Consider the following 23,537-nt stretch of genomic DNA (forward strand, 5'->3'; position numbering starts at 1 on the left):
ACGGATCCCCCCGGATAGGCCACGCCGAAGCGTGGACATGCACATCGTACCGATATATCAGCGCAAGAGCGAGGGGCGATCACCGCGGAATTCCGCTCCGAAAACCCGGTCTATGCAGGTGAATCCTCCGGCGTACACTGGTGCCACCCATGACTGTCCCCTTCGTTCCGCTCGACCCGCGCGGCGCCGTCCTCGGAGACGAGGTTTACGCGCGCCTCGGCGAGGCGATCCTCGACGGCCGACTCGCGCCCGGCGAGCGGCTGCGGGACCAGGAGCTCGCCGAGTGGCTCGGCGTATCGCGCACGCCGGTGCGCGAGGCGCTCCAGCGGCTGGAGCGCATCGGACTCGTCGAGGTGTCGCCGCACCGCTACACGCGGGTGTCGCAGCCGAACCGCCAGACAGACACCGCCGAGCTCGTCGCCTTCAACATGGGACTGGCGGTGCGCATGGCCGTCGCGCGCGCCGACGACGAAGAGCTGGCGCAGGCGCTCGAGCGGCTCGACGAGGTGATCGCCTCGTCACGCGCGGACGACGCCGTCGCCCTAGCCGACGCCAGCCACGCGTTCTTCGCCGTGATCACGAGGGCCGCCGGCAACTACGCGCTCCTGCAGTTCGTGCGCGAGTACGAGTTCGCGATCCGCCGCGACATGGTCGGCTGGGTGCCGTTCCTGGAGTGCCCCATCGGGCGCACCGCGGCGTACGAGGAGTTCCGCGAGGCCTTCGTGGCGCGCGACGGGGACCGCGCCGAGGCGCTGCTGCGCGGCATCCACGGCCTCCCCTGATCCCCCGCCGCCCCTGCCGCCCTTTTCGACGTCGGATGCCGCGGCTACCGTGAGTCGCGTGCACCACATCGACCTGCGCCCGATCGACGACGACGACCTCGACGCGGTCTTCGAGATGATGCGCGACCGCGAGGCGATAGAGATGGCCTCGTTCACGGCCGCGGATCCTGACGACCGCGCCGCGTTCGACGCGTGGATCGCCCGCCAGCGCGCCTCCGATGACGTGCTGTGCCTCGTCGTCACCGAAGACGGCGGGTTCGCCGGCACCGCCGCCGCCTTCACCGTCGACGGCGATCGCGAGGTGAGCTTCTGGATCGCCCGGCATGCGTGGGGCCGCGGCGTCGCCACCGCCGCGCTTCGCCTTCTCATCTCGCACGAGCCGGTGCGCCCCCTCTACGCCCGCGCGGCGGTCCACAACAGCGGTTCCATCGCCGTGCTGCGCAAGGTCGGCTTCACCGAGCTCTCGCGCAACGTCGATTTCGCCCCGGGCCTCGGCCGCGAGGTCGAAGAGATCGTGTTCACCCTCCCGCCCGCCCTGGACGGCGCCTGACGCTCAGGTCAAGAGGCCAGCGCTGCCCATGATCCGCGTCGGGACGAGGTGGATCGCCACCCGCAGCGGGTTCACGCGCGGCTGACGGTACCGCTCGGCATAGAGCTCGACGGCCCGCGCCACCTCGGCCGGGTCGTCGTGGACCGACGCGACGCCCTGGAACGCGATCCACTTCGCGCCGTCGACCACGCTGACCGTGGCCGTCTCGTCGCGCAGGACGTTCTGCACCTTCTGCGACGTGCGGGACGTGATGACCCGGACGATCCCGTCATGAAAGGTGAAGCCGACCGGAACCGCATGGATCCCGCCCTGCTTCGAGATCGTCGAGAGCGTGCCGAGATGCCGCTCCCGGACGAACTCGACACCGGCAGCCGTCAACTCGCGCACCATTCAACGGTATCCGCTCTGCGCGCGGCATCCCTCATCCTCTTCGCGCTGTCGAAATCGGCATTCGCGATCGAAAAGATCGACAGCTTGTGCTGCTTTCTACAGCGCGGATCTCGCCGTCGCCGCGAGAACCACAGCGGATGCCGGTGACGGCGGCGCGAACCGGCGCCGGCCGGGCCGCGCCATGGTTCGCCCGGGAACGCCGAAGGCCCCCGGGGATCCCGGGGGCCTTCGTTCTGTGCGCGAGGGGGGAGTTGAACCCCCACGCCCTTTCGGGCACTGGCACCTGAAGCCAGCGCGTCTGCCTATTCCGCCACTCGCGCGAGCCGCGGATCCGAGGACCCGCGAAACTCAACTTCCCGAGGATATCACGCCAATCCCCTGACACCGAACTCGCCTGATCCGCAACGCGATCCATCGCGCAGACAGGCTGTGCAATTAGCATGTAGCAACCGGCACCCCCCTCAAGAGGAGCTCCGTGGGACTACTTGACAGCTTCGAGAAAGGTCTCGAACGCGCTGTGAACAGCGCGTTCGCGAAGACCTTCCGCAGCGGCATCCAGCCTGTCGAGATCGCGTCCGCCCTGCGCAGCGAACTCGACAAGAAGGCCGCCGTGGTCAGCCGCGACCGCATCCTCGCGCCGAACACGTTCACGGTGCGCCTCTCGGCGGCCGACGACGAGCGGATGTCGGCACTCGGTGACGCCCTGACGCACGAGCTCGACACGCTCGTCCACAAGCACGCGAAGGCGCAGGGCTACTCGTTCGCAGGGCCCGTCACGATCGCGCTGCGCCGCGACGACCAGCTGAGCACCGGCACGCTGCGGGTCGAATCGACGACCGCGCAGGGCGGACGCGTCGCGTGGCGCGGCGTCGTCGACGTCGAGGGCCGCCGCATCCCGTTGAGCAAGTCGCGCACCGTCATCGGCCGGGGCAGCGACGCCGACATCACGGTGGCGGACTCCGGCACGAGCCGCAAGCACGTCGAGATCCTTTGGGACGGCGAGCGCGCCATGGTGCGCGACATGAACTCCACCAACGGCACCATGCTCGACGGACGCAAGATCACCGAGGCCGCGCTGCCGCCCGACTCGACGGTGCGCATCGGCCGGACCGACATCGTGTTCCGCGTGGTCGCGCAGGCCGCGGCACCGCGGCCGCCGGCATCCGTCGACGATTCCACGCGCCGGTTCGACCTCAGCGAAGGCGGTCCGCTGGCATGAGCGAGCTCACCCTTCTGCTGCTGCGCATCGGCTTCCTCGTGCTGATGTGGGCCTTCGTGTTCGCGGTGGTCTACTCGCTGCGCGCCGACCTGTTCGGCGTGAAGGTGCGCAGGATGCCGGATGCCGCTGCGGCGGCGGCGCCCGGGGCCGCTGCGCCCGCGGCAGCAGCCTCGGCGGCCACCGCCCCCGTCGCCGCACCCGCCGCGCCGGCGCCGCACGTTGACGGCGGTCCCGCCACGACCTCGACGGTGTCGCGCATCGTCATCACGAGCGGCCCCAAGGCCGGCCTCGAGCTGCCGCTCGGCAACGAGGCGCTGACGATCGGCCGCTCCAGCGAGTCGGGCCTCGTCGTCCGCGACGACTACACGTCGAGCCACCACGCGCGCCTCGTGCTGTGGGGCGATCAGTGGATGATCCAGGACCTCGACTCGACCAACGGCACGTGGCACGACGGCGCCCGGGTGGCCTCGCCCGTGCCGATCAAGGTGGGCGCCCCGATCAAGGTGGGCGCGACGACCTTCGAGCTGCGGAAGTAGCGGGCGGACCCCGCGCACATGGTCTTCCAGGGCTCGAGCACTGCGATCTCGCACACCGGCAAGGTCCGCTCCAACAACCAGGACTCCGGCTACGCCGGTTCCAACCTGTTCGTCGTCGCCGACGGCATGGGCGGCCACGCGGGCGGCGATGTCGCCTCGAGCCTCGCGATCGCGCGCCTGGAGGCGCTCGACAAGCCCTACGACACGACCGCGGGGGCCGAGAAGGCGCTGCGCGACGCGATCTCTGAGGCCGCGGTCGACCTGATCGACACGGTGCACGTCCGGCCCGAGCTCGCCGGCATGGGCACGACGGTCAGCGCGCTGATCATGGTCGACGACTACGCGGTCATCGCGCACATCGGCGACTCGCGCATCTACCTGTACCGCGACGACACGCTCACCCAGATCACGACCGACCACACGTTCGTGCAGCGTCTCGTGGACTCCGGCCGCATCACGCCCGAAGAGGCGCGCTACCACCCGCGCCGGTCCGTGCTCATGCGGGTGCTGGGCGACATGGACCCCGACCCCGAGCTCGACACGTTCATCATGCCGACGCAGCCCGGCGACCGCTGGCTGCTGTGCTCGGACGGCCTGTCGGGCGTCGTCGACGACGCCCACACCGCGAAGGCGCTCGGCATGGGCCTCGCGCCCGGCCGCACCGCCGACATCCTGCTGAAGCAGGCCCTCGACGGCGGTGCCCCCGACAACGTCACGATGGTGATCGTCGACGTCGGCGGGCAGCATCCGGTGTTCTCGGGAACGGCCACGATCGTCGGGTCGGCCTCGAATCCGGCGGGGGTCGAGGTGCCGGCGGCCGCGCCGCGCCGCGCCAGCTGGCTGCACCCCAACCGCCAGGCCGCGAACGAGCCCACGCACTTCGAGCCGGCCCCCGAGTTCCTCGAGGAGCTGATCGAGGAGGACCGGCGGCGCTCCCGCCGGCGCCGTATCGGCTGGATCGCGGGCCTGGCCCTCGTGCTCGTGCTCATCACGGGCGCCGTGTGGCTCGGCTACCAGTGGACGCAGACGCGCTTCTTCGTCGGCGCCGACGAGGACACCGTGGTCATCTACCAGGGCGTGCAGCAGAACATCGGCCCGATCTCGCTGTCGACGCCGTACGAAGACACCGAGATCCCGCTGGATTCGCTGTCGGACTTCGCCCGTGCGACGGTGGTGGGGACGATCTCGGCCAGCTCTCTCGAAGACGCACGCCGTATCGTCGCCGACATCAGTGATCTGGCGGGAGGAAGCGGATGAGTGCGCCTGTGACGACTCCCGCCGACGCGGTCTCGGCCGACACCGCCGTCATCCGTGCGCTGCGGCGCATCCGGGTGCCGCAGACGCACCGCAACCGCGAGCTCGCGCTGCTGATCTTCGCGTTCGTGATCAACGGCTCGGCGGTGGCCCTCGTGCAGCTGGGCGCGCTCGGCGCCATCGACTGGACGTTCCTGGTCTACTGCGGCGGCCTCACAGCGCTCGTGATCGCCCTGCACATCCTGCTGCGCCTGCGCGCGCGGGATGCCGATCCCTTCGTCGTGCCGATCGCGACGCTGCTGACCGGCATCGGCCTGGCGATGATCTACCGCATCGACATCGCCCGCGACCGGCACGGCTGGGACGCGTTCTCGACGCGGCAGCTGGCGTGGGCGGCGATCGCCCTGGTGGCCGCGATCCTCGTGGTGATGTTCCTGCGCAACTACCGCGTGCTGTTCCGGTACACATACATCTTCGGCCTCGTCGGCATCGTGCTGCTGATCCTGCCGGTGATCCCGGGCCTCGGCACCGACGCCAACGCCGACGTGTGGGTGTCGCTCGGCTTCTTCTCGTTCCAGCCGGGCGAGCTGGCGAAGATCGCGCTCGGCATCTTCTTCGCGGGTTACCTCGTGCGCACGCGCGAGAGCCTGACATCGACGGGTTCGCGCTTCCTGGGCCTGACCTGGCCGCGCGCCCGGGAGCTCGGCCCCCTCCTGGTGATCTGGCTGGTCTCGCTCGGCATCATCGTGATGCAGCGCGACCTCGGCACCGGCCTCCTGATCTTCGGCATGTTCGTCGCGATGCTGTACGTCGCCACCGGCAAGACGAGCTGGGTGCTCATCGGCGTCGTGCTCGCCGCCGGCGGCGCGTGGGTGGCATCCCGGTTCCTGCCGTACGTCGGCAACAGGTTCACGATCTGGCTGGATGCCTTCAACCCCGACCTGATGGACGGCGCGAGCTATCAGCTGGTCAACGGCATCTTCGGCATGGCCAACGGCGGGCTGCTGGGCACCGGGCTCGGCCAGGGCCGGCCGTACCTCACGCCCGTGTCCGAGAGCGACTACATCCTGCCCGCACTCGGGGAGGAGCTCGGCCTCATCGGGGTGTTCGCGATCCTGTGCCTGTACATGGTGTTCACCAGCCGCGGCATCCGCATCGGCCTGGCCGGCCAGGACGACTTCGGCAAGCTGCTCGCGACCGGGCTGTCGTTCACGATCGCGCTGCAGGTGTTCATCATGGTGGGCGGCGTCACGCGCCTCATCCCGCTGACCGGCCTGACCACGCCGTTCCTCGCGGCAGGTGGTTCGTCGCTCGTCGCGAACTGGATCATCGTGGCGCTGCTGCTGCGGATCTCGGACGCCGTCCGCAGCCGGCCCCGGGTGGTGATCGGCTGATGACGAAGGAGCTGCGACGGCTCAGCATCCTGATGCTGGTCATGTTCCTCGCGCTGTTCGGCTCGGCCAGCTGGATCCAGGTGGTGCAGAGCGACGAGCTGGCCGCGAACCCGTCGAACCGCCGATCGCTGTACGACTCGTTCGAGGTGCAGCGCGGCTCGATCATCGCCAGCGGCGCCGCCATCGCCACATCGGTGCCGTCGGACGACGTGTACAGCTGGCAGCGCGTGTACACCGACGGCGAGATGTGGGCGCCCGTCACCGGGTACATCAACCCCGCGCTCGGCCCTAATGCGGGCACGGGCATCGAGCAGTCCATGAACCAGGAGCTGAGCGGCACGGCCGGCTCGCAGTTCCTCTCGCGCGTCGAGCGGATCTTCACGGGTCAGCCGCCTCGGGGGTCGAACGTCGTGCTGTCGCTCGACGCGGACGTGCAGCGCGCCGCCTTCGAGGCGCTCGGCGACCTGCAGGGCGGGATCATCGCGATCGAGCCGTCGACGGGCAGGGTGCTGGCGCTCGTGACGAGCCCCAGCTACGACACGAACGTGCTCGCCTCGCACGACACCGACGCCGTCAACCAGGCATACGACGCGCTGGTGGCCGATCCCGGCAAGCCGCTGTCGGACCGCGCGATCGCCGGCGACCTCAACCCGCCCGGCTCGACGTTCAAGCTCGTCGTCGCCTCGGCCGCCCTGGCGTCGGGCGACTACACGCCGCAGTCGACGCTGCCCAACCCCGCCCAGTACCAGCTGCCGCAGTCCAGCAGCATCGTGCACAACGCGAGCGGCGGCGCGTGCGGTCCGGGCGACACCGTCACCCTCGCCGATGCGCTGCGCCTGAGCTGCAACATCCCGTTCGCCGAGCTGGCGGTCGAGCTCGGCGACACCGCGATCCGCGAAGAGGCCGAGAAGTACGGGTTCAACCAGTCCTTCGACATCCCGCTGACCTCGACGGCCTCCGGCTACCCGCGCACGATCCAGGACGACGCGCAGACGGCGCTCAGCGGCTTCGGCCAGGGTCAGGTCACCGCGACCCCGCTGCAGATGGCGATGGTCGCCGCCGGCATCGCGAACGGAGGCATCGTCATGAACCCCCGCATGGTGGACCGCGTGATCGGACCCGACCTGTCGGTGCAGAAGACGTACGACGACACCGAGTTCGGTCGCGCCCTCGACACCGCCCTGGCCGACGAGCTCGTCGCCATGATGGTGGCCAATGTCAGTGACGGCGCGGCGTCGGGTGCAAGAATAGACGGCGTCGACGTGGCCGGAAAGACGGGAACGGCGGAGAACACGGGCAACGAGCCGTACACGCTCTGGTTCACCGGGTTCGCTCCCGCGAACAACCCCGAGGTCGCCGTCGCCGTGGTCGTCGAAGACGGCGGCGGGCAAGGACAGTCGGGCAGCGGCAACACGATCGCCGCTCCCATCGCGAAGAAGGTCATGGAGGCGGTGCTGGGCAAATGAGACCGACGCAGGGCGTGACCTTCGGCGGCCGTTACGAACTCGACTCGCGCATAGCGATCGGCGGCATGGGCGAGGTCTGGGAGGCGACCGACCACGTCATCGGCCGCACCGTCGCCATCAAGATCCTCAAAGACGAGTACATGGGCGATCCGGGCTTCCTGGAGCGCTTCCGCGCCGAGGCCCGCCACGCGGCCCTGGTCAACCACGAGGGCATCGCCAGCGTGTTCGACTACGGCGAAGAGAACGGCAGCGCGTTCCTCGTGATGGAGCTGGTGCCCGGCGAGGCGCTCTCGACCATCCTCGAACGGGACGGGTCGCTGTCGACCGACAAGACTCTCGACATCGTTGCGCAGACCTCGGCGGCGCTGCAGGCCGCGCATGCGGCGGGCCTCGTGCACCGCGACATCAAGCCGGGCAACCTGCTGATCACGCCTGACGGCCGGGTCAAGATCACCGACTTCGGCATCGCCCGCATCGCGGACCAGGTGCCGCTCACCGCGACCGGCCAGGTCATGGGGACCGTGCAGTACCTGTCGCCCGAGCAGGCGTCCGGCCACCCGGCATCGCCGGCGACCGACATCTACTCGCTCGGCATCGTCGCGTACGAGTGCCTGGCGGGCAAGCGTCCGTTCACGGGCGAGTCGCAGGTCGCGATCGCGATGGCGCAGATCAACGAGCAGCCGCCGCCGCTTCCGGCGACCGTCGCGGCGCCCGTGCAGAACCTCGTGATGGCGATGATCGCCAAGAAGCCCGAGGAGCGCCCGGCATCCGCCGCAGCAGTCGCACGGGCGGCCACGGCCCTCCGCCGCGGCGATGTCGCGGCAGCCGCCGCGGCAGTGCCCGCGATCGCCGGCGGCGCCGTCGCCGGCGAGGCCGCCACGCAGCTGCTCGGTGCGAGCGACACCTCGGCCGCGACGAAGCTGATGCCCGCCCCGGGCGAGGCCGTCGCCGAAGAGACGCCCGAGAAGAAGAAGCGCAGCCCGTGGACGTGGCCGCTGATCGCGCTGATCGCCCTGCTGCTGCTCGTTCTGATCGGCACGATCTGGGCCGTCGTGGCGAACCAGAACGAGCCGAGTCCCGAGAAGTCGACGCCGTCGCACTCGGCGACGCCCAAAGACACGCCGACGCCGACCGCGACCACGGGCAACGTCGTCGCGGCCGACTACGTCGGTCAGGACTGCACCACCGCGTCCGCCGCACTCGACGAGCTGGGATTCGGGGCACGCTGCACCGAGGGCAACGCCGCACCGGACTCGGCGAGCGAAGGCAAGGTCTACGCGGTCGCCCCGACCGGCAACGTCCCGCTGGCCACGGTCATCGAGCTCACGGTGTACGCCGGCCAGGTGCCGATGGACCCGCCCGCTGCGCCCACGCTGTCGACCCCGATCGAAGAGGGCGAGACGGTCACCGTGCAGTGGTCCGGCTACAGCTGCCCGTCCGGCACCGGCAGCGTCAGCGCGTACAACCTCACCGCGACGCAGGGCGTCTTCCCGAACACGGGGCAGTCCACGGCCGCCTTCGGTCCGAACGAGCGCAGCGGCCAGGTGCAGGTGACCGGCGCCGCCGGAGCCTCGCTCATCGTCAGCTACACCGTCACCTGCACGGGCAACGGCAACGGCCAGGAGCGCACGAGCCCCTCCGCCGAGGCGAGCGGCGTGATCACCGCGGCCCCGGCGCCGAACCCGTCGCCGACGCCGACGCCGTGAGTCCGGCCGAGCGGGTCACGCGACACGTGACCCGCTCGGCCTCGGCTAGTCTGGCTGTTGTTCCAGGCAGGAGTGACCGTGACAGCTGAGCCGCATGTGCTTTCGGGGCGTTACCGCGTCGACGAGCCCATCGGCCGTGGCGGCATGGCGAGCGTCTACAAGGGCTATGACCTGACGCTCGGCCGCGACGTCGCGATCAAGATCCTTGACCGCGAGCTCGCCGACGACAACGCGTTCCGCACGCGCTTCCGCCTCGAAGCGCAGGCCGCGTCGCGGATGGCCCACCCGACGATCGTGCGCGTGTACGACGCGGGGGAGGACTCGCTCACGAGCCCCGACGGGCGCGTCCGTCCGGTGCCGTTCATCGTGATGGAGCTCGTCAAGGGCCGGCTGCTCAAGGACATCATCTCGGCCGGCCCGGTCCCGGTGACGGATGCCGTGCGCTACGTCGACGGCATCCTCGAGGCTCTCGAGTACTCGCATCGCGCGGGTGTCGTCCACCGCGACATCAAGCCGGGCAACGTCATGGTGACCGACGCCGGCCAGGTCAAGGTCATGGACTTCGGTATCGCCCGTGCCGTGTCGGACAGCTCGTCCACGGTCGCCGAGACCACGCAGATCCTCGGCACCGCCGCCTACTTCTCGCCCGAGCAGGCCAAGGGCGAGCCCGTCGACGCCCGTGCTGACGTGTACTCGACGGGGGTGGTCCTGTACGAGCTGCTCACGGGCCGCCAGCCGTTCCGGGGGGAATCGCCCGTCGCGGTGGCGTACCAGCACGTCAGCGAGGCGCCGGTGCCTCCCTCAGAGGTCAACGAGACCGTGCCGCGCACGCTCGACACGGTCGCGCTGCGCGCTCTCGCGAAGGATCCGTTCCAGCGCTACCAGGACGCCGCGAGCTTCCGCGAGGCGCTGGACGCGACCGTCGACGGCCGCCAGCCCAGCAAGCGTCAGGTGGGCGCCCTCACCAGCGAGCTGTACGGCCCGAACCCCCGGCAGGCGGCCGAGACCGCACGGTCGCTGCGCCAGCTGAGCACCGACACGACCATGAAGCGCACCCAGGCCGGCCCGCCGGTCGCGTGGATCTGGGCGGGTGTCGCGGTGCTGGCCGTGCTGCTGATCTCTCTGCTGTTCTGGGTGCTGACGATCCAGCCGGCCGAGACGCCGAGCGTGCGCAGCGTGCCCGACGTCACCGGCTTCACGTACGACAGTGCGAACGAGGCGCTGGCCGCAGAGGATCTGCGGGCGATCCGCGTCGATGAAGAGAGCTCCGACGTGGCCGAGGGCAACGTGATCCGCACGGACCCCGAGGCGGGCACCTCGGTGGAGCGCGACCAGCAGGTGAAGGTCTACGTCTCGAGCGGGCAGCAGATGACCGACGTGCCGCCGCTCGTCGGACTCGGACAGGATGCCGCCACGCAGGCGATCACCGACGCGGGACTCGTGCTCGGCACCATCACGCCGCAGAACGACAAGGATCTCGCCGCGGGGACGGTCATCTCGGCCGACCCGAAGGACGGCACGAGCGTCGCCGCGGGCGCGACCGTGAACCTGGTGGTGGCATCGGGCCGCGTGACGATCAAGGACGTCCGCGGGTACACGGCGGACGCGGCCACGCGCGAGCTGCAGGATGCCGGGCTCACCGTCACCACGCAGGAGGATCCGGGCTGCAAGGCGACCGATCCGCCCACCGTGTCGGCGCAGTCGCTGCCGCCAGGCGATGTGCCGGTGCACTCCCAGATCTCGCTCACGGTCTGCACGGGCGCCTGAGCCCTGCCGTCGGGGGTCGTCGGGTTCAGCGGCGCGGGCTGAGCCGCGCGCCTCGAGTGGCGGCATCCACGAATCCCACGGACGCCAGCCAGTTGCCCAGCAGTCGGTGACCGCCCTCGGTGAGGACGCTCTCGGGGTGGAACTGCACGCCGACGATCGGGGCGGTCCGGTGCGCGACGCCCATGATGACGCCGCCCGCGGTGCGACTGGTGACCACGAGGTCGCGGGGGAGGGTCTCGGGCACGATCGCGAGCGAGTGGTAGCGCGTCGCGGTGAACGGGTCGGGGAGTCCGTCATACAGCGGCGAGCCGTCGTGGTGCACCGCCGACGTCATGCCGTGCATGAGCTCGGGGGCAGGGTCGACCGTCGCGCCGAACGCCTCGCCGATCGCCTGGTGGCCGAGGCAGACGCCGAGGAGTGGGATGCCGGCCGCCGCCGCCGCGCGGACGACGGCGATCGACGCGCCCGCGTCGGCGGGTGCGCCCGGCCCCGGTGACACGAGCACGCCGCTCCTGCCGGCGATCGCGGCGTGCGGATCGTCGATCGCGTCCGCCTCGACGAGGTCGGTGTCGGCGCCCAGCTCGTGCAGGTACCCGATGAGCGTGTGGACGAAGCTGTCGTGGTTGTCGATGACGAGGATGGGCGCAGCGGCGCGCGCGGCGGTCATGCTCCGGCGACGGTGCCGACGCCGGGCAGCGGCAGCCCGACCGTGACCTCCTGCGGCACGATGAACTGGCTCGCCCACGGGAACACGTAGAACATCAGGCCGTACAACACGGCCGCGACGAGCACGATGAGGATCAGCACCTTGACCCACCAGGGTCCGGGCAGGCCACGCCACAGAGCCCCGTACATCAGCTCACCGCCTGGAGGGATGCCGGAGGCCCGGCCTCGGTGCGGGGGGTGAACGATTCGAACACGCTGTAGGCCACGATGCGCTCGGTCATCGCGTACATCGGGCTGCAGCTGGTCATCGTCATGTACGCGGTCTCTGCGGGGGCGTCCTTCACCTGCGGCACCGGCAGCAGCACCTCGACGGCGCTCGGCTTCACGTACTCGAGCGTGCGGAACCGGTAGGTGTACCAGCCGGCCTCGGTCTCGATGACGATGGCGTCGCCGACGTGCAGGTCTGCGATGCGGTTGAACGGCTTGCCCCACGTGGTGCGATGCGCGGCCAGCGCGAAGTTCCCGGGCTGCCCGGGCATCATGGTGCCCGGGTAGTGGCCGATGCCGATCGGGTCAAGGGTGCGAGGGCGGGTGACGCCGCCGGCCATGTCGACGGCGTAGTCCGAGCCGAAGCGGGGGATCCGCATGACGGCGAACTTCTCGCCGTCACCGGGCTCGGCCATGACGGGCGGGGGCGCGGTCACCGGATCCGATCCGGTGGCTCCGGGCGTCGGTGCGACAGCCTGCGGATTCTGCTGCTGCCACTCCTGCTGCCACTGCTCGGACTGCGCGGCTCCGGACGCGTTGCGCTCGGCGCCGTAGATCATGTCGCCGACCCACAGCTGCCACACGACGTACAGCAGGACGATGACGCCGGCGGTGATGAGAAGCTCGCCGATGACGCCCGCGACCGATACGCGCCGCCGGGGGCGCGCCTTGGTCCGGGCGGCGCCCCGGGACATGGCGACCGCTTCATCCACAGGGGGATTCTCGCACAGCATAGTTGTGGTCCGGCTGGCAGTTAGACTCTTGTGCATGGCACGACCCGGCAAAGACGACGACTCGCTCGTCGAGCGCGCAGAAGGCGAATCCGCACCCAACCCGGTGTGGTTCAAGCCGATCATGATCGGCCTCATGCTCGTCGGACTGATCTGGATCCTCGTCTTCTACCTCAGCGGTATGGCGTTCCCGATTCCCGACATCGGTGCATGGAACCTGGTGATCGGTTTCGGCATCGCCTTCGTCGGCTTCCTGATGACGACGCGCTGGCGATAAACCCTACGAGAAGAGCCCCGGTCATGGCTGACCGGGGCTTTTTCGTGCCTGGATGCCGCGATCCGAGGCATCCCGGCAGTTGTTAACAGATCTGTTAACAGCTGTGAATTACACCCGTGTCATTCTCCCCAGGCTGTGGATGAACCTGTGGATAACTCCTGGGGATAATCAGGCGGCGAGCACCAGGGCGGGGAAGAGGACCGGTACGAACAGCAGTGCCACGAGCACCGCACCGACCGCGATGAGCAGTCCGGTCTGCAGTCCGCGCTGCCGTACGGCGCGTGTGCGGGTGAAGATGAACGCCACCAGCAGGCCAGTCACCAGACCGCCCACGTGCGCCTGCCACGACACGTTCATGCCCGGGACGAAGCCGATCACGAGGTTGATGCCGATCACCAGCGCGATCCCTGCGATGTTCGCGCCGAGGTGCCGGCCGATGATCAGCAGCGCTCCGAACAGACCGAAGATCGCACCCGAGGCCCCGACGACCGGCGTGGCGAACGAGAGCAGCGTGACCGCGACCGAGCCGCCGAGCGCGCACAGCACGTACAGCGTGAGGAACCGGATGCGGCCGAGCAGCGGCTCGAGCGTCCGTCCGATCATGAAGAGCGCGAGCATGTTCAGCGCGAGGTGCCAGAAGCTCGAGTGCACCAGGGCACCGGTCAGCAGCCGCCACGGCTCGAACATGCCGGTGAGCCCGGGGTAGAGCATGGGCGCGTAGAACAGGAGGGCGTTCTCGACGGTCCTGCCGAACCCCGGGATCAGCTGCAGCAGATAGACGAACGCGGTGACGCCGATGATGGCGTACGTCACGACCGGCCGGCCGTCGGCCACGACGGATGCCGCCCGCGGGCGTGACCACCGGCGCTCCGCCTTGCGCTGGGCAGGCGACTGCCCCTTCTGCTGATCGCGCAGGCACTCCGGGCAGATCACACCGACCGCGGCCGGCGTCTGGCATTCGGGGCAGATCGTGCGCAGGCATCGCTGACAGAGCACGAAGCTCTGGCGATCAGGATGCCGGTAGCAGAAGTTCTCGGCGTTGCCGCGGAAGTCGTCGGTGGTCACGCGGGCCGCGCTCAGACCGCGGCGATGTCGATCGACTCGATGACCACCGGCTCGACCGGACGGTCGCCCGCAGCCGTCGGCACGTCGGCGATGGTGTCGACCACGGCCTTGGACGCGTCATCGACGACCTCGCCGAAGATCGTGTGCTTGCCCTGCAGCCACTCCGGTCCGCGGCCGCCCTGACCGGGGACCGTGATGAAGAACTGCGAGCCGTTGGTGCCCTCGGCCTGGCCGGTGATGGCGTTGCGGCGCAGTCCGGCGTTGGCCATCGCGAGCTTGTACGGCTCGGTGAAGGTCAGCTCGCCCGAGATCTCGTCGTTGAAGTTGTAGCCGGGTCCGCCCACGCCCTGGCCGAGCGGGTCGCCGCCCTGGATCATGAAGCCCGAGATGATGCGGTGGAAGATGACGTCCTTGTACAGGGGACCCTCGCCGGGCTTGCCGGTGGCGGGGTGGGTCCACGCCTGCGACCCGTCGGAGAGGCCGATGAAGTTCTGCACCGTGCGCGGCGCCTGGTCGCCGAACAGGTTGACGACGATGTCGCCGTAGTTGGTGTGGATCGTTGCGACTGCGGTGTGAAGCGGCATTTTTACATTGTCTCAGAGTTCCCTGCAACCCCTCCCGTCTCGGCGGCGGTCTGGCAAGATGGGGAGACCGACATCCCCAACAACGGGAGGGCACCGTGAGCCTCAGCCGCAAGCGCAAGAAGGAACTCGAGAAGCTGCAGAAGCAGGCCGGAAACCTGTGGGAGGCGCAGCAGGTGCTGGTCGGCGAGGCCGCCACCGTGGCCCGCGAGGCCGGCCGCCAGCTGGGCAACTACGGCCGAGAGCGGGTCGCCCCGCAGATGCAGGCCAACTACGACCGGTACGCCGCGCCGTACGTCGACAAGGGCAAGCAGGTCTTCAACGGCACCGTGATCCCGGCCGCAGGCGCCGTGGTCGGATCGGCGCTGTCGGTGTGGGACGCCGCCAATGAGCAGCGGTCCCGCCTGGCGAGCGGGCGCGGTTTCGAGCTGCCCGACACCAAGAAGTACGGCAAGAAGGCCGACAAGTACGCCCGCGAGGCGAGCAAGTACCTGTCCGCGCGTGTCGACCGCGTCGCACCCCAGAAGCAGGGGATGGGCGCCGGCGGCGTCATCGCCATCATCCTGGGTGTCGCCGCTGCGGTGGGCGTCCTGTACGCCGCATGGCAGACGCTGCGTGCCGACGACGAGCTCTGGGTCGCCGACGACCCGCTGCGCGCCCCGGATGCCTGAACCGGAGGGCATCGCACGCGTCAGGAAGGCGGCATCCGATCGCGGTCTTGAGATCGAGATCACGCAGCGGCCTGCCGCGAACAGCCTCAACGAGGCCGCAGAGATCCTCGGGATCGACCCGTCGGGGATCGTGAAGACCCTGGTGGTCAAGCGCTCGGACGACACGTACCTGTTCGCGCTCATCCCGGGGGACCGGGCGATCTCGTGGCCGAAGCTGCGCGCCGTCGTCGGCGTGAACAAGCTGCAGCTGCCCGATCAGGAGCGCGCGCTGGCCGCCACCGGCTATGAGCGCGGCACCATCGTCCCGGTCGGCAGCACGAACGACTGGCCGGTCTACGCGGATGCCGACATCACCGGTCGACGGGTCGCGATGGGCGCGGGCGCGCACGGGTACAGCATGTTCGTCGAGGCGGACGACCTCATCGCCGCGTACGGCGCGACCGTCGCCGACATCTCGCAGCCGCTGGGCTGATCGGCCGGACCCTTCACGGCGTCGGGATCACGACGCCGGCGAGCTCGAGGGCGATGTCGACGAGCTTCACCCGCTGGAGCCCGTGCACGTCGCGGAGGGGGAACCACTCGGCGCGGTCGGTCGAGCCGTCGGTCTCGTTGCGCAGGCGCCCGCCGGTGATGCGGGCGCGGTAGACGATCCGCAGGGTGTGCAGGGGCTCGGTGACCCCGGGGGTCAGCCGGCGTCCCGCGGGGATGACGCGGGAATGGATGCCGAGCAGCTCGCCCACCGCGACGCGATAGCCGGTCTCTTCCCGGACCTCGCGGCTGGCCGCACGCTCGGGATCCTCGCCGGGCTCCAGTCCGCCTCCGGGCATGGTCCACGCAGCGCGGCGTCCTTCGTTCCAGTGCGCCAGCAGCACCCGGTCATCCTCGTCCAGGATGACCGCGTACGCCGCGACGCGCAGGTCCATGCTTCACCCTAATGCGCCACCCGCCTGTGTGAGAACGGTGCCCGCGCGAGGAATACCGCGTCGGGACGGACGGTTCGTCACCCTATGGATCCGACCGGGCATGCGCGCGGCCACAGCCGCGCGGTCGCCGACGACGACGCCCTCGAGCGGCTGCTCGCCGCGGTGGACGTCCGCATCCGCCGCCAGCGCCGGTTCCACCTGCATGACGGCCAGCCGGTCGTGCTCGACCCGGGCGCGATCACCTACGCGTACGTCCTGTCGGGCGAGGTCCGCACGCGCCTCACGGTGGGTGCGCCGGGATCGGTGGCCGCAGGCGACATCCTGCTCACCAGCGGCCGCGCCCAGGGAACCCTGACGGCGCACGGACCTGTCAGCCTGCTGCTGGCAGAGCTGGACCTCGTCGACGAGGTCGCGCATCTGGCGAGCCTCCTGCCCGACGCGGCCGTCGTGTACGCGTTCGCTGACCAGGAGCCGGCGGCCGCGGCCATGCTGCCCTACATGGGCGTCGACGCCGACGACGAGCTCATCACCCGCGGCGGCGACCTCGCGGTGTGCCGCATGATGGCGGCGACCGTGCTGATCTCGGCGATCCGCGCGTGGGCCGCGGGCGGCTGTGCCCCCGACGGCTGGCCCGCGGCCGCGGGCGACCCGTTCCTCGACCGGGTGATCGCGGCGATCCACGCCGACCCCGGTCGTGAGTGGACCGTCGACGCACTGGCCGCGCTCGGTGCGATGTCGCGCTCCGTGTTCGCGGAGCGCTTCCGCGTCCGCTTCGGCCGGTCGCCCGCCGGCTACGTGACGTCCGTGCGGATGCGCGCGGCGCAGGAGCTGCTGTCGCGCGGCCTGGGCGTCAGCACCGTGTCGCGCGAACTCGGCTACGCCTCGGACGAGGGCTTCAGCCGCGCATTCCGCCGCAGCGTGGGCACGACGCCGTCGGCGTGGCGTTCGACGCATCAGCCGGTGTCGGCCTGACGCAGGGTGGATGCCGGCGGCAGGCGCCGCCGGCATCCTTCGACTATGCGCGAGCGCTCGCGCGGTTCGAGAGCCCGAACAGCACGGCGCCCAGCACCAGGATCACGGCTCCCGTGAGGTACACCGTCACGATTCCCAGGCCGTCGACCAGCAGCCCGCCGACCCCCGCGGCCAGCATGATCGCCGCCTGGAAGCCGACCACGACGATGCTGCCGCCCGCCTCGAGCCGATCCGGCATGCGGTGCCCCACCCACGTGTTCACGATGAGCAGCCACGAGGCGAAGAAGAAGCCCCACGCGAACGCCGCGACGCCGACGAGCACGGGTGCACCCGAGGCCACGATGACGGCGAGCGTCATGAGCGCCATCACGAGCGGCGAGACGACGGCGAACACCCGGTAGGTGCGGTCGATGATCATGCCGATGAGGATGTTGCCCACGAACCCGCCGACGCCGAACACCGCCAGCAGGACGATCACGGCCGTCGCGTCGATCTGCTGCCCGGCATCGTGCACGCGATCGAGCGCGATGCGGATGTAGGTGAAGGCGAGGAAGTGGCCGAGCACCACGAGCACGTGGCCGGCGACGCCGAGTCCGATGCCCGGCAGCTTCAGTGTGCCGACGAGGGTCGACAGCGACGCCGAAGCCTCGGCAGGGACCGACGGGAGCAGGATGCGCAGCAGCACGGCCAGCACCGCGGTCGCGGCGGCGGCGAACACGAACACCGCCCGCCAGTCCAGCACCTCGCTGAGCATCACGCCGATGGGCACTCCGGCCACGGTCGCCAGCGACGTGCCCGCCGAGGTGAACATCACCGCGCGTCCGAGGCGCTCTGGTCCGGCGATGCGCGCCGCGACGGTGATCGACATCGCCCAGAAGCCTGACAGCGCGGCGCCCAGCAGCACCCGGCCGACGAGCAGCAGGGGAAGGCTGGGGGCGACGGCGACGATCGCGTTCGACACCGTCGCGCCGATCGCCATCCACACCAGCAGCGACCGCCGGTCCAGTCTCGGCAGCGCCAGCCCGATCGTCGGCGCCACGATGAGTCCCGCCAGGGCGGTGACCGCGACCATCTGGCCCGCCTGACCGGGCGTCACGCCGACATCGGCCGCGATCTCGGTGAGCACGCCGCCCGGCAGGAACTCCGCCGTCACGAGCAGGAAGCTCATGGCCATCATCGCAATGAGGGCGCCGTAGCGCAGGCGCGGCAGCGCCGGGGAGGTCACGGGAATCGTGGCAGTGGTCGTCATGGTTCCAGCCTCGTGCGAGAGCGGCCGGGCCACCCGACCGTGCGTCCGCGGCATCCGATCGATCGTCCGGACGCTTCGCAGCAAGAAGAATGCGACCCCCGTGACGGAAGTCGCATGTCTGTGGAGCCTAGGAGATTCGAACTCCTGACATCCTGCTTGCAAAGCAGGCGCTATGGCTCATCCGCAGGCCCGGGATGCCGCAGAATTACGGGGATCTTGGGCCTCGGTCATGTCGGTTGATACCGCCCAGTTGTGGCACGTTGTGCCCCCTAGTGGCACGACTCTGGCACGAGGCGATGCGACCGTCCTGTCAGACCAGAGCGGCGTCGAAGTAACGCGAGTGAGTCCGACGCAGAGTCTCCTCAGAGTCGCTGTTCAGCGAGACCACCTCGACATCGGGGTCAACGTTCTCGTTCTCAACACGGAGGCGCTCGCGAAGCGCATCCCTGGCCCCCTGTGGGCCGCTGAACTCTTCGAGTCGTTCGAGCCGACCAGACTTGCGGTGATAGACGAGGAGGAATCCCGACACCCTATGACCCCGGCTTTCTGATGTCTTGAAGCAACGAAGTAATCCGCTCCAGTTGCGACGTTAGCGACAGTGTAAGCGGTTCTGCTTCACCACGCAGTTGTTCTAGTTTATGTTGTTCCATCTGGAGGCGGGCTGAGTTGCCAAGCCGAGCCAGATCTTCGACCAAGATTTCCTGCATGATCACTGCGTCGAAGCGTTCCTCGGCTACAGCGATGGTCTCGGTCGAGATCCCACGCATTGCCGTGACGACGCCGTACGCGACCGTGCCTTCTTCTGGACTCGCGTAGCGGATCTCTCGACCGAGAATGTCAGCCGTGATCTCGTACATATTGGCCCACTGGCCCTGCAAAGCGGTCCGGACTTGAATCTCTGCGCGCCACGCGATCGTATGGAAGCGCAACTCGATGTGCACGGCCCGGTAGCCGAAGTGATCGTCCCGACGCATATCTTTCACGACAGCGGTCGCGTCATCTTCGAACAGTCCACAGATCGCTTGAACGACTGCGTCCTGAACACTTGTGCTCATCATGGCCTCGAAACGAACACCAGCGATGTCTCGAATCGTCTGGAGAGGCGCTTCCGGTGTTCGACGCAACTTGTCCTGGAGGGTGCCAATCGTCTTGACCCTGGAAGTGATCTCCGGTGTCTCCGGACCGAGCAGCGGTGACCAGTCGATGCGGCTGATCCGATCCTGGATCATCACAGTTAGATCCACGTACCACAGCACGACTTCGTCGTACGTGGGGCACCCGTCCGGGATGGGCGTCCCGTCTCGTAGCGCGTCACCCAGACGCCGCATCTGGCGGTTACTCCACGGTCGCGTCACGTTTCCCACAGTAGGGCCGAGGTCCCTTCCCTAGTGATCACTACACTCGGCTCGTGGGGTCAACCTCCATCCCCCCCAACGAGAGGCACCAATGGCCGGTGGGTTCCTGTCCAAACTGTTCGGCGGCGACAAGACGAAGATGGAGCCCACACCCGCTCCGCGCGCCCAGCCCTCATCACCAGCATCCGCTCCTGGGCGCGAGGTCCCGATCGGCTTCGGGGAGGATCTCGAAGTCTCCGGAGAGGCCTACTACCGCGACGGCATCGGCAAGATCTTCCGGAGCCTCGGACGCCCCGAGGGTGGTGTGACGATGCAAACCGCGTGGCTCATCCCCGAGCCCGACAACAAGTACGATCCCAACGCCGTCCGTGTCGTCGTCATGGGCGAGCAGGTCGGCCACGTCCCCCAGGAGGTCAGCGCCTCCGTCATGAGGGCTTGCCGGGGAGTCGGCAGAGGGAACGTCGCCACCGTCCCGGCCCGAGTCTGGGCGCGCAACGATGACGGCACCTGGCGTGGCCGCGTGACCCTGGCGTTCTCCGGGGAGACCGAGAGCGAGAAGGACTACGCCGCAGAGCGTCAAGAGGCCGACGCCTACTACGCCGAGCGCGAGGCCGAGCAAGCACGCAAGGCCGCAGAGCGTGAGGCTCGGGAAGCGCACAAGGAAGCGCGCCGGACCGCGGGCGAGGTCGAGGGGCAGTATTGGCCGCTCCTCAAGCCCTCGATCTCCGAACTCAAGCGGCAGAAGCGGTTCGAGGAGGCCCGAGATCTCCTGGAGCAATGCATCTACGCCGCAGAGCGCGAGAGCGTCGTGACCGGCGAGGTTCCGGATCCGTGGCCGTCCGAGCAGATCTCAGTGGTCCTTCGCCGTCTCCGGGACTATCCCCATGAACTCGCATTCCTGGAGCGTTACGTCGCCGCGTGTGGAGATCGGGAGATCCCGGAGAGCGTGACCATGCGCCTGAGCCGGTCGAGGCTCGCGGTGCAGAACGGGGGAACCCCCGAGGAGTAGCGCCGGCAGTCGAAAGCCCCCGGCATCCGCAGACACAAGGGCTCTCGATCAGGCAAACGACTACCGGATGCCCTGGACGCCCGCGCTCGCCTCGACCTCCCGAGCCGCCGAGATATCGAACCGGCGAACCTCATCCCCGAGCCCGGGAACCTCTGCCGCCTGGGCCTCCTGGTAGCCCTCGGGGTCGGCGCGGTAGAGAGCCGTCCACGCGCCCGTGCTGATCTCGCCCGCTTGAGCCTCAGTGAGCACGCGAGCCCATGCGGCCGGACCGGCGCTCTCCTGCTCGGCCTGGATCCGCTGGGCGGCGGGCTCATGGCCGAGGGCGGCGAGGCGATCGAACGCGAGCGCGCCGATCTCAGCCTCGATGTCCTCGCGGTGCGGCGAGTCCTTGACCCCAGGCATCGACGGGAGCCAGTCGAGGAGAGCGACGACCGTTCGGAGATCCCCCGAGGCGACGATCTGCTCGGGGCGACGACCACGGTCTAGATCCGCCTGGATGCGCTCCCGCTGGTGGAGGGCGACCGCTACTTCATCGGCGTTTCCCGGGCGGAGGGCTTCGAGGATCTCGGCCCGCGACGAGCCGGGGATCTCGGGGACGGTCGGGATGACGGCGGCGAGGTTCGCGTTCGCGCTCTGGCGCAGTCCGATTTGGCGGGCGATGAGAGCCTTCCGCGTGAGGTTGCGATCCTGGAACGTGATCGCTGAGCGTGTCTCCTGCTGATGGCGACTGAAAGCGCCGGGGTAGTTCGTGGTCATGATGATCTCCTGATCTGTGGATAGGGCTGTGGATATGTGGATAAATCTACGTATCTCGTCGGATCTCTGCCGCCTGAACCTCGTACATGCATCTCAGACGCTCCCTGCTCGCCTCTGCCGAGCGTTCTCGCCTTCCAGGGGGTCCTGGGGGGTCTGGGGCTCCCGATCCGGCAGATCGGCGTCCAGCGCGTCGTCCTCCTCGCGGACCTTCCCGAGCCACGCGCCGAGGACCGCCGCGACCTCAGCGATGCCCGAGTCAGCCTGGGGCTCGTACAGCCCGAGCAACTTCGCGCGGTGGTCCATGATCCGCAGGAGCCGATCGATCGCGCCGAGGTTCCCGCGAACGATCCCATCTGCCAGGGAACGCTGGGCGAGATCCAGCCGCTCCAGTTCGATGTCGCGGAGTTGCTTCGCCGCCTCGCGAGGGATCCCCGCGAGAGCCCGATCGATTGCCTTCTTGGCGGCGCTCCGGTGGGCGTAGCCGAGTTCCCGTGCGATCCGATCGTGCGAGTAGCCGAGGAGGCGGAGATCGAGAGCCTTCGACTCCCTGGTGCGCGCCTCCGCCCGGATCTGCGTCTGAGTCTTACCCCGCGCCGGGGATGTGCGTTGCGTCATGCTCGAACCTCCGATGTGTCTTGCTCCATGTGTTTCCCGCTCTCCTGCTCGTGAAGGGCGAGGAGAGCGGCCAGGAGAGCCCTGACCTCCCGGGCCTCGACCCGGTTCGCCGCCGCCTCCGCCGTGACCGCGCCCACATATCGAGTCACGGCATCGGCCACCCAACGCTGGGAGTGCTCCATCCCGGACTTGAACCCGCGCAGGGCGTAGGCGCGGTCATCCTTCGCCCTTCGGAGGCTGGTCCGGTCGGGTCCGTCGAGGGTCTGCCGGATCTGGCGGAGGAGATCGTCTCGGGCCGAGTCGGGCGGGGTTGTGGCTCGGGCGGCATCGCGCATCTGCCCGATCGTGTGCTGTGCGGCTCTGAATGTCCGCATCTCTCGCTCGCTCATGATGCTTCCCTCCTGTCGATGTCGAGATCCTGGTCGTCCACGTAGGAGCGGGCTCTCGGACTGAGGTCCCAGTAGTTGCCGTCGAGAGGCTCGCCCCGGTGCCGGCGTCGCTCTACCTCGGGCCAGAGATCTCGGATCTCCTCGTCGGCCTCTGCGTCAGTCAGCGGAGCAGGGTTCTCGATTCGTTCCCCTGTCATCACCCGCAGGTCGCGGACCCAGAGAACCTGGGCGCGGGTGGCGCGGCGCGGAACTCTAGGAGTCCGTCCCTGACTCTGAGAGTGGAGGTCACCGGATTGGCCGTCGGGAGTGGATCCGCCGCTCCCGAGAGGGTCGCAAGGATCTGAGCCAGAGACGGCGGAGAGGTTGTCATCGAGGTCGCCCGACTTGTCGGGCTTTGCAGTGGCGAGCCCGGAGGGATCGGTCTTTAGAGATCTGGAGAGATCTGTTGATCTGATCGTGGCTAGATCCTGGGCACCTGGGTGGCTAGATCCTGGGCACTCAGTGGCTAGATCCTGGGCACCGAGATCCTCTCCCGTCTCACCGAGCGCATCGTCCCCTGCTCCGATCGGGTCGTCTTGGGTGTCCAGATCCTGGGCACCGAGGAGGCTCTCGAATGGGCCGGTCAGGGCGATCCGGTAGACGTGCGCGCGGTTGGCGCGCCGCTCGATGATCTGCACGACTCGGGCGGCGACCAGGGAGTCCAATGCTCCCGCGGCGGTCATGCGGCTCCCCATCCCGGAGAGCCTGGCGACTCGTCCGATGCTCGCGGCGTTCGTGATCCCTGTGTTCCAGTCGGCGCAGGTGTAGAGGGCCGCGTAGGCGGCGATGCCGTTGGGTCCGATCCCGAGGTCGAGGGCTCTCTCCTGGAGCCAGGTGGGCACCTTCGCATAGCCCGATTCGTTCTTGGTCATGTTCGCGCTCCAGTCGCCGGGATCTCGTGAGAGTGG

Annotated in this window: 28 protein-coding genes and 2 tRNA genes; 14 read left to right on the forward strand and 16 right to left on the reverse strand. The window is 69.1% G+C overall.

Annotated features, from left to right (window positions below):
* Positions 1-149 precede the first annotated feature (149 nt).
* Positions 150-782, forward strand: a complete 633-nt coding sequence (locus FB391_RS18765) for a GntR family transcriptional regulator (protein WP_141896708.1) — start codon at positions 150-152, stop codon at positions 780-782.
* Positions 783-840: 58 nt separating this feature from the next.
* The gene (locus FB391_RS18770; RefSeq protein ID WP_141896709.1) at positions 841-1,332 is read left to right on the forward strand and encodes a GNAT family N-acetyltransferase; all 492 of its coding nucleotides are present in this window, start codon (positions 841-843) and stop codon (positions 1,330-1,332) included.
* 3 nt (positions 1,333-1,335) lie between these two features.
* On the opposite strand, the gene FB391_RS18775 is transcribed toward FB391_RS18770, so the two are convergent.
* Entirely contained in the window at positions 1,336-1,719 is a 384-nt protein-coding gene (locus tag FB391_RS18775; protein ID WP_221886327.1) for a PPOX class F420-dependent oxidoreductase, read from the reverse strand.
* Positions 1,720-1,958: 239 nt separating this feature from the next.
* A tRNA-Leu gene (locus FB391_RS18780) sits at positions 1,959-2,042 on the reverse strand.
* A gap of 155 nt (positions 2,043-2,197) precedes the next feature.
* Here FB391_RS18780 and FB391_RS18785 point away from each other — a divergent pair.
* The 7 genes from FB391_RS18785 (at position 2,198) to pknB (ending at position 11,064) form a co-directional block, all read left to right on the forward strand.
* A complete protein-coding gene (locus tag FB391_RS18785; RefSeq protein ID WP_141896712.1) occupies positions 2,198-2,941 on the forward strand; it encodes an FHA domain-containing protein in 744 nt (247 codons plus the stop codon).
* Positions 2,938-3,477: an FHA domain-containing protein FhaB/FipA gene (locus FB391_RS18790; RefSeq protein ID WP_141896714.1), complete on the forward strand. Its 540-nt coding sequence runs from the start codon at positions 2,938-2,940 to the stop codon at positions 3,475-3,477. Before FB391_RS18785 ends, FB391_RS18790 begins: the two co-directional genes overlap by 4 nt.
* Before the next feature lie 18 nt (positions 3,478-3,495).
* Positions 3,496-4,734: a PP2C family protein-serine/threonine phosphatase gene (locus tag FB391_RS18795; RefSeq protein ID WP_141896716.1), complete on the forward strand. Its 1,239-nt coding sequence runs from the start codon at positions 3,496-3,498 to the stop codon at positions 4,732-4,734.
* Positions 4,731-6,125, forward strand: a complete 1,395-nt coding sequence (locus tag FB391_RS18800; RefSeq protein WP_141896718.1) for an FtsW/RodA/SpoVE family cell cycle protein — start codon at positions 4,731-4,733, stop codon at positions 6,123-6,125. Before FB391_RS18795 ends, FB391_RS18800 begins: the two co-directional genes overlap by 4 nt.
* The gene (locus FB391_RS18805) at positions 6,125-7,591 is read left to right on the forward strand and encodes a peptidoglycan D,D-transpeptidase FtsI family protein (protein ID WP_141896720.1); all 1,467 of its coding nucleotides are present in this window, start codon (positions 6,125-6,127) and stop codon (positions 7,589-7,591) included. The genes FB391_RS18800 and FB391_RS18805 overlap by 1 nt, the downstream gene beginning before the upstream one ends.
* Positions 7,588-9,297, forward strand: a complete 1,710-nt coding sequence (locus FB391_RS18810) for a serine/threonine-protein kinase (protein WP_141896722.1) — start codon at positions 7,588-7,590, stop codon at positions 9,295-9,297. Before FB391_RS18805 ends, FB391_RS18810 begins: the two co-directional genes overlap by 4 nt.
* Before the next feature lie 78 nt (positions 9,298-9,375).
* On the forward strand, positions 9,376-11,064 hold the full coding sequence (gene pknB, locus FB391_RS18815; RefSeq protein WP_141896723.1) for a Stk1 family PASTA domain-containing Ser/Thr kinase: 1,689 nt from the start codon (positions 9,376-9,378) through the stop codon (positions 11,062-11,064).
* A gap of 25 nt (positions 11,065-11,089) precedes the next feature.
* Here pknB and FB391_RS18820 read toward each other — a convergent pair whose 3' ends face one another.
* The 3 genes from FB391_RS18820 to FB391_RS18830 are packed head-to-tail and all read right to left on the reverse strand — an operon-like array spanning position 11,090 to position 12,692.
* A complete protein-coding gene (locus tag FB391_RS18820; RefSeq protein ID WP_141896726.1) occupies positions 11,090-11,731 on the reverse strand; it encodes an anthranilate synthase component II in 642 nt (213 codons plus the stop codon).
* Complete coding sequence (locus tag FB391_RS18825; RefSeq protein WP_141896728.1) at positions 11,728-11,919, reverse strand: hypothetical protein; 192 nt, start codon at positions 11,917-11,919, stop codon at positions 11,728-11,730. The genes FB391_RS18820 and FB391_RS18825 overlap by 4 nt, the downstream gene beginning before the upstream one ends.
* Complete coding sequence (locus FB391_RS18830; protein ID WP_141896804.1) at positions 11,919-12,692, reverse strand: class E sortase; 774 nt, start codon at positions 12,690-12,692, stop codon at positions 11,919-11,921. Before FB391_RS18830 ends, FB391_RS18825 begins: the two co-directional genes overlap by 1 nt.
* 73 nt (positions 12,693-12,765) lie before the next feature.
* Between FB391_RS18830 and FB391_RS18835 the strand changes: the two genes are divergently transcribed.
* Positions 12,766-13,005 (forward strand): cell division protein CrgA, encoded by a 240-nt coding sequence (locus FB391_RS18835; protein WP_141896730.1) that lies wholly within the window; start codon positions 12,766-12,768, stop codon positions 13,003-13,005.
* Positions 13,006-13,173: 168 nt separating this feature from the next.
* On the opposite strand, the gene FB391_RS18840 is transcribed toward FB391_RS18835, so the two are convergent.
* Both FB391_RS18840 and FB391_RS18845 read right to left on the reverse strand, forming a co-directional pair.
* Complete coding sequence (locus tag FB391_RS18840) at positions 13,174-14,070, reverse strand: rhomboid family intramembrane serine protease (protein WP_141896732.1); 897 nt, start codon at positions 14,068-14,070, stop codon at positions 13,174-13,176.
* 11 nt (positions 14,071-14,081) lie between these two features.
* Positions 14,082-14,654 (reverse strand): peptidylprolyl isomerase, encoded by a 573-nt coding sequence (locus tag FB391_RS18845; protein WP_141896734.1) that lies wholly within the window; start codon positions 14,652-14,654, stop codon positions 14,082-14,084.
* 95 nt (positions 14,655-14,749) lie between these two features.
* On the opposite strand from FB391_RS18845, the gene FB391_RS18850 reads away from it, so the two are divergent.
* Entirely contained in the window at positions 14,750-15,322 is a 573-nt protein-coding gene (locus FB391_RS18850; protein ID WP_141896736.1) for a DNA helicase, read from the forward strand.
* Positions 15,315-15,794: an aminoacyl-tRNA deacylase gene (locus FB391_RS18855; RefSeq protein WP_141896738.1), complete on the forward strand. Its 480-nt coding sequence runs from the start codon at positions 15,315-15,317 to the stop codon at positions 15,792-15,794. Before FB391_RS18850 ends, FB391_RS18855 begins: the two co-directional genes overlap by 8 nt.
* Before the next feature lie 13 nt (positions 15,795-15,807).
* Here FB391_RS18855 and FB391_RS18860 read toward each other — a convergent pair whose 3' ends face one another.
* The gene (locus FB391_RS18860; RefSeq protein WP_141896740.1) at positions 15,808-16,245 is read right to left on the reverse strand and encodes an NUDIX hydrolase; all 438 of its coding nucleotides are present in this window, start codon (positions 16,243-16,245) and stop codon (positions 15,808-15,810) included.
* Between the two features lie 84 nt (positions 16,246-16,329).
* Here FB391_RS18860 and FB391_RS18865 point away from each other — a divergent pair, with 84 nt between their 5' ends.
* Entirely contained in the window at positions 16,330-17,217 is an 888-nt protein-coding gene (locus FB391_RS18865; RefSeq protein WP_141896742.1) for a helix-turn-helix transcriptional regulator, read from the forward strand.
* 43 nt (positions 17,218-17,260) lie between these two features.
* Here FB391_RS18865 and FB391_RS18870 read toward each other — a convergent pair whose 3' ends face one another.
* The 4 genes from FB391_RS18870 to FB391_RS18885 all read right to left on the reverse strand — a co-directional run bounded on the left by FB391_RS18870 (position 17,261) and on the right by FB391_RS18885 (position 19,695).
* Positions 17,261-18,466 (reverse strand): MFS transporter, encoded by a 1,206-nt coding sequence (locus FB391_RS18870; protein ID WP_141896744.1) that lies wholly within the window; start codon positions 18,464-18,466, stop codon positions 17,261-17,263.
* 121 nt (positions 18,467-18,587) lie between these two features.
* A tRNA-Ala gene (locus FB391_RS18875) sits at positions 18,588-18,656 on the reverse strand.
* Positions 18,657-18,776: 120 nt separating this feature from the next.
* Positions 18,777-18,995, reverse strand: coding sequence for a hypothetical protein (locus FB391_RS18880; RefSeq protein WP_141896745.1), 219 nt, complete (start codon positions 18,993-18,995; stop codon positions 18,777-18,779).
* Position 18,996: 1 nt separating this feature from the next.
* Complete coding sequence (locus FB391_RS18885; protein ID WP_246093625.1) at positions 18,997-19,695, reverse strand: hypothetical protein; 699 nt, start codon at positions 19,693-19,695, stop codon at positions 18,997-18,999.
* Between the two features lie 217 nt (positions 19,696-19,912).
* On the opposite strand from FB391_RS18885, the gene FB391_RS18890 reads away from it, so the two are divergent.
* Complete coding sequence (locus tag FB391_RS18890) at positions 19,913-20,830, forward strand: HIRAN domain-containing protein (protein WP_141896749.1); 918 nt, start codon at positions 19,913-19,915, stop codon at positions 20,828-20,830.
* Between the two features lie 60 nt (positions 20,831-20,890).
* Here the strand turns inward: FB391_RS18890 and FB391_RS18895 are convergent, their stop codons facing one another.
* The 4 genes from FB391_RS18895 to FB391_RS18910 all read right to left on the reverse strand — a co-directional run bounded on the left by FB391_RS18895 (position 20,891) and on the right by FB391_RS18910 (position 23,501).
* Positions 20,891-21,586 carry a hypothetical protein gene (locus FB391_RS18895; RefSeq protein WP_141896750.1) on the reverse strand — a complete coding sequence of 232 codons (696 nt, stop codon included), beginning with the start codon at positions 21,584-21,586 and terminating at the stop codon, positions 20,891-20,893.
* Between the two features lie 93 nt (positions 21,587-21,679).
* Positions 21,680-22,201, reverse strand: coding sequence for a hypothetical protein (locus tag FB391_RS18900; protein WP_141896753.1), 522 nt, complete (start codon positions 22,199-22,201; stop codon positions 21,680-21,682).
* On the reverse strand, positions 22,198-22,590 hold the full coding sequence (locus tag FB391_RS18905) for a hypothetical protein (RefSeq protein WP_141896754.1): 393 nt from the start codon (positions 22,588-22,590) through the stop codon (positions 22,198-22,200). The genes FB391_RS18900 and FB391_RS18905 overlap by 4 nt, the downstream gene beginning before the upstream one ends.
* Positions 22,587-23,501 carry a hypothetical protein gene (locus FB391_RS18910; RefSeq protein ID WP_141896756.1) on the reverse strand — a complete coding sequence of 305 codons (915 nt, stop codon included), beginning with the start codon at positions 23,499-23,501 and terminating at the stop codon, positions 22,587-22,589. The genes FB391_RS18905 and FB391_RS18910 overlap by 4 nt, the downstream gene beginning before the upstream one ends.
* Positions 23,502-23,537 lie beyond the last annotated feature (36 nt).

Origin of the sequence: Microbacterium kyungheense (genome assembly GCF_006783905.1) — a bacterium.
Taxonomy (GTDB): Bacteria; Actinomycetota; Actinomycetes; order Actinomycetales; family Microbacteriaceae; genus Microbacterium; species Microbacterium kyungheense.

Excerpts from the sequence above, each read along its gene's own strand:
- FB391_RS18765 (WP_141896708.1), top strand. The coding sequence starts at position 150 with ATGACTGTCCCCTTCGTTCCGCTCGACCCGCGCGGCGCCGTCCTCGGA.
- FB391_RS18790 (WP_141896714.1), top strand. The coding sequence starts at position 2,938 with ATGAGCGAGCTCACCCTTCTGCTGCTGCGCATCGGCTTCCTCGTGCTG.
- FB391_RS18795 (WP_141896716.1), top strand. The coding sequence starts at position 3,496 with ATGGTCTTCCAGGGCTCGAGCACTGCGATCTCGCACACCGGCAAGGTC.
- FB391_RS18800 (WP_141896718.1), top strand. The coding sequence starts at position 4,731 with ATGAGTGCGCCTGTGACGACTCCCGCCGACGCGGTCTCGGCCGACACC.
- FB391_RS18805 (WP_141896720.1), top strand. The coding sequence starts at position 6,125 with ATGACGAAGGAGCTGCGACGGCTCAGCATCCTGATGCTGGTCATGTTC.
- FB391_RS18810 (WP_141896722.1), top strand. The coding sequence starts at position 7,588 with ATGAGACCGACGCAGGGCGTGACCTTCGGCGGCCGTTACGAACTCGAC.
- FB391_RS18820 (WP_141896726.1), bottom strand. The coding sequence starts at position 11,731 with ATGACCGCCGCGCGCGCCGCTGCGCCCATCCTCGTCATCGACAACCAC.
- FB391_RS18825 (WP_141896728.1), bottom strand. The coding sequence starts at position 11,919 with ATGTACGGGGCTCTGTGGCGTGGCCTGCCCGGACCCTGGTGGGTCAAG.
- FB391_RS18830 (WP_141896804.1), bottom strand. The coding sequence starts at position 12,692 with ATGTCCCGGGGCGCCGCCCGGACCAAGGCGCGCCCCCGGCGGCGCGTA.
- FB391_RS18835 (WP_141896730.1), top strand. The coding sequence starts at position 12,766 with ATGGCACGACCCGGCAAAGACGACGACTCGCTCGTCGAGCGCGCAGAA.
- FB391_RS18845 (WP_141896734.1), bottom strand. The coding sequence starts at position 14,654 with ATGCCGCTTCACACCGCAGTCGCAACGATCCACACCAACTACGGCGAC.
- FB391_RS18855 (WP_141896738.1), top strand. The coding sequence starts at position 15,315 with ATGCCTGAACCGGAGGGCATCGCACGCGTCAGGAAGGCGGCATCCGAT.
- FB391_RS18860 (WP_141896740.1), bottom strand. The coding sequence starts at position 16,245 with ATGGACCTGCGCGTCGCGGCGTACGCGGTCATCCTGGACGAGGATGAC.
- FB391_RS18865 (WP_141896742.1), top strand. The coding sequence starts at position 16,330 with ATGGATCCGACCGGGCATGCGCGCGGCCACAGCCGCGCGGTCGCCGAC.
- FB391_RS18870 (WP_141896744.1), bottom strand. The coding sequence starts at position 18,466 with ATGACGACCACTGCCACGATTCCCGTGACCTCCCCGGCGCTGCCGCGC.
- FB391_RS18885 (WP_246093625.1), bottom strand. The coding sequence starts at position 19,695 with ATGATCCAGGATCGGATCAGCCGCATCGACTGGTCACCGCTGCTCGGT.
- FB391_RS18890 (WP_141896749.1), top strand. The coding sequence starts at position 19,913 with ATGGCCGGTGGGTTCCTGTCCAAACTGTTCGGCGGCGACAAGACGAAG.
- FB391_RS18895 (WP_141896750.1), bottom strand. The coding sequence starts at position 21,586 with ATGACCACGAACTACCCCGGCGCTTTCAGTCGCCATCAGCAGGAGACA.
- FB391_RS18900 (WP_141896753.1), bottom strand. The coding sequence starts at position 22,201 with ATGACGCAACGCACATCCCCGGCGCGGGGTAAGACTCAGACGCAGATC.
- FB391_RS18905 (WP_141896754.1), bottom strand. The coding sequence starts at position 22,590 with ATGAGCGAGCGAGAGATGCGGACATTCAGAGCCGCACAGCACACGATC.
- FB391_RS18910 (WP_141896756.1), bottom strand. The coding sequence starts at position 23,501 with ATGACCAAGAACGAATCGGGCTATGCGAAGGTGCCCACCTGGCTCCAG.